The following is a 3,337-nucleotide window of genomic DNA, read 5'->3' on the forward strand; positions in this document are numbered from 1 at the left end:
GCGCAGTCCGGCCTCGGCCACGCGCGCCCGGTCCGCCAGGCCGGCGTCGTCGCCGGCGTCGGCGGCGATGTGTTCGAGCAGGCCTTTGGCGCGGGTACGCAGATCCGCGAGCCGGACGTCGAGGGCTTCGGTGTTCGCCTGCGCCAGGCGGGCCGCGTCGTCACGCCGCTGGGTCGCGGCGGCCAGCGCGAGGGTCCGTTCGGTGCTGGAGGAGAAGGCCCACGCGAGGTGGCCTCCCACCACGGCCCACAGCACCAGCTGCACGGTGGCTTCGATGGCCTGGGCGGGCGCCCAGCTGCCGGCAGTCAGCCGGATGACGCCGACGTAGAGCGGGAACTGGGCCAGCGCCAGGAGCGTGGCGGCGCGGGCGCTGAAGCGGAAGGCCACAGTGGCGAAGACGGGGTCGAAGAATCCGACGAACCACAGACGCCAGTCACCGGTCGTGACATCGTCGGTGACGGCGAGCGCGAGAGTGGGCACGACCACGGCCGCGGCGGCCACGGGGATCCAGGCGCGGGAGGTCGCCGGGATCGTCCACAGCACGGTGAGGCCGACGCCGAACGTGAGGACGACCAGAGGCATGAGCCACCAGGGATAGGCCTCTCGGAAGCGCCACCCGATGGCGAGAAAGGCGGCCTGGACGAACAGGCAGATCGTGAAGAAGAGGACGTTGCGGACCACCGGAGGGAACTCCACGACGGGCAGAACCGACGGCGTCTTGGACAGCGACATGCGGATGACTGTGCCGGCGCCCGGCCGGCTGTCGATCGCGACCGTGCCGCCAAGGTCCTCGATGCGCGCGACGATTCCGTGGCGGACTCCGTGCCGTCGCGAGGAAATCCGGTCCGGGATGAAGCCCGCGCCCTCGTCGCGCACGGTCACCGTGCTGCGCCGGGGCGTGAAGCTCGCCTGCACGTGCACCTCGCGCTGGCCGGAGTGGCGGGCCACATTGGTCAGCGCCGCGGTCGTCGCATCGAGGATTGCCTGGGCGCTGGCCGGGTCCCGGGGTGTCCCGGCGACGGCGATGTGCAGGGTCAGACCCAGCCGGTCGGCCTGCTCCTGCACCAGGTCACGCCATTCCTGGGGTCGTCGCAACGGGGAGGGACGGTTCATCAGCGCGAGGGCGCGGCGGGCCTGGGCGGCGGCCTGGTCGTGCTCGGCCGGGGAACTGGCCGCGCTGGCGGTCAGCAAGGTGGCCAGCACGTGGTTGTGGACGAGGCTGTCCAGATAGGACCCGGCAGCGAGGTCGGCGTTGGCCAGCTTCTCGCGCATCGTCATCTCGGTCAGGGACCGGTAGCCGGCGATCACCGCCCGGCTCTCGTCGAGCAGCGCCTGGATGAGCACGGCACCCGCCATCTGGGTGCCCGTGAACATGACCGCTTCCAGCGCGCCCTGACTCACCCCGACCGCCAGGGCGCGCTGGTGGGCCACGGCGAGCCCGAGGAGGACCGAGGCCGCGGCGCCGCGACGTGGCCCGAACCCGACCGTGAAGGCGGCGGCCCCGATCATCAGGGGGGTCGTCACCGGTGCGTATGCCGTGGTCGGCGCCAGCGGGTCGCCCCACACCGCGTATACGCCGAGGAGGAGGTATGACGTGACGCCGGCCAGGCGCAGGCCGCCGAGGCGCTCCGGGTTGCGGACGGCCTGGGTGACGGCGACGAGCGTGGCGACGGCGAAGACGGCCAGGCTGATGCCCATGACCCGGCCCGGGAAGTACTGCGCCGAGCGCGGCAGCTGGGTCAGCGAGACGAGCAGCGCCAGCAGCAACCCGAGAGCGCCGGCCCGGGTGAGCTGGCGGGTGAAGTCCGGCTGCGCGGCATACTCCGGTTCGGCCGTCACCCACGCGCGCAACCGTGCCCACGCCGAAACGCCCCGCGCCGGCGGGGCGGGCGGGGTGGCGAACGCGGAGGCAGGCGGAGATGACATGGAGTCACGGCGGGGGTGGGGTGGGGGGAGCTCACTTCGGAGAATGCCAAAGCCCTCGGCGTCCGCGCGGCCGATCGGCGTCCGGGGGTGTCCGGTCGGGCAGCGGACACCCTAAAGCGCAGGTCAGCGCCCTGTCAGCTGATCGCGACGCGGTGCGGCTGGGCGAGGTTCTCGCGGCTGCCTGCGCCGATCTCGCCGTAGCGGCTCGCGCCCCAGCACCAGAGCGCATCGGCGCTGATGCCACAACTCGAGTGCTGGCCGGCGCTCACCTTGCGGATGCCACTGACACCGGGGACGATGACCGGCCTGGCCGAGCCGTCGCTCTGCGGCCCGAGCTGCCCGGATGCGCCGTCGCCCCAGCACGCCACCGCGCCGGTCGGTGTCACGGCGCAGGTGTGCCGGATGCTCGCGGCCAGGGCGTCGGCGGCGTCGAGTCCCACCACCGGCCGGGGAGTCAGGGCATCCTCGGTCGACCCGGTCCCGAGCTGGCCGCTGTCGCCACGACCCCAGCAGTCGACGCCGCCACCCGGCGCGATGGCACAGACGTGGTCATAGCCCGCAGCCATGGCACGCACTCCCAAGGGGTAGGCCTTCTCGAGCCGGACAGGGGTCGGCTCGTCCTGGCGGGTGCCGATGCCGAGCTGACCGTATGAACCGGCGCCCCAGCAATAGACCTCGGAGCGGGTCGACCAGGCGCAGGTGAAATCACGCCCGGCTGTGATGCCGGCGAGTTCGGCCTCGATGCCCTGGACGAGCACGGGCCGGGCGGCGTTGCGCAGGAACCTGCCGATGCCGAGCTGGCCGTGCTCGCCGTTGCCCCAGCAGTAGGCGTCGCCGGCCAGGGTCAGGGCGCAGGCGTGCAGGTTGCCGACGGCAATCTCCTTGACGTCGGGGAGATCCTCGACCAGCGTCGGGGTGAGGAGCATCGTCTCCTGGCCGTTGCCCGCCTGCCCGTAGGCGTTGTGGCCCCAGCATTTGGCCTGGTCGTCGAAGTTGATGACGCAGGCGAAATCGCCGCCGGCGGAGATCCGTTTGGCACCGGCGAGCAGACCGCCGACGGGCACCGGAACCGCGGAGTCGACGCGCAACCCGTCCCCGAGCTGACCGACCTTGTTGCGGCCCATGCACTCGATGGCCCCGCCCGCCGTGCGAACGCACAGGTGGGAGGCGCCCTGGCTGACTTCGACCACGGCGCTGCGCGTTCCGGAGATCCGTCCCGGGTCCACTGCCGCCGAGACCTGCTGGGCGTGCGCGCCTGCCCGGTCGCGTGCGGCATACCCTCCGGCGAAGCCGATCCCCAGCAGGGAGATCGCACCGGCGGCGGCGACCGCCGCCCGCGCGAACCGGCGCCGCGGAACGGGCGGCGGGGTGACGGGCAGTGCGGGAGGCGTGACGGGCAGTGCGGGAGGCG

General features: G+C 72.8%; 2 protein-coding genes. Both read right to left on the reverse strand.

Going from position 1 to position 3,337, the window contains the following annotated elements; genetic code table 11:
- The coding region (locus tag BN11_RS23865; RefSeq protein ID WP_201329266.1) for a sensor histidine kinase at nt 1-1,926 on the reverse strand (1,926 nt) is incomplete at its 3' end.
- Nucleotides 1,927-2,060: 134 nt separating this feature from the next.
- On the reverse strand, nt 2,061-3,337 hold a 1,277-nt coding region (locus tag BN11_RS13945; protein ID WP_048698607.1), incomplete at its 5' end, for an RCC1 domain-containing protein.

It is taken from the genome of Nostocoides australiense Ben110, assembly GCF_001050535.1.
Lineage (GTDB): Bacteria > Actinomycetota > Actinomycetes > Actinomycetales > Dermatophilaceae > Nostocoides_A > Nostocoides_A australiense.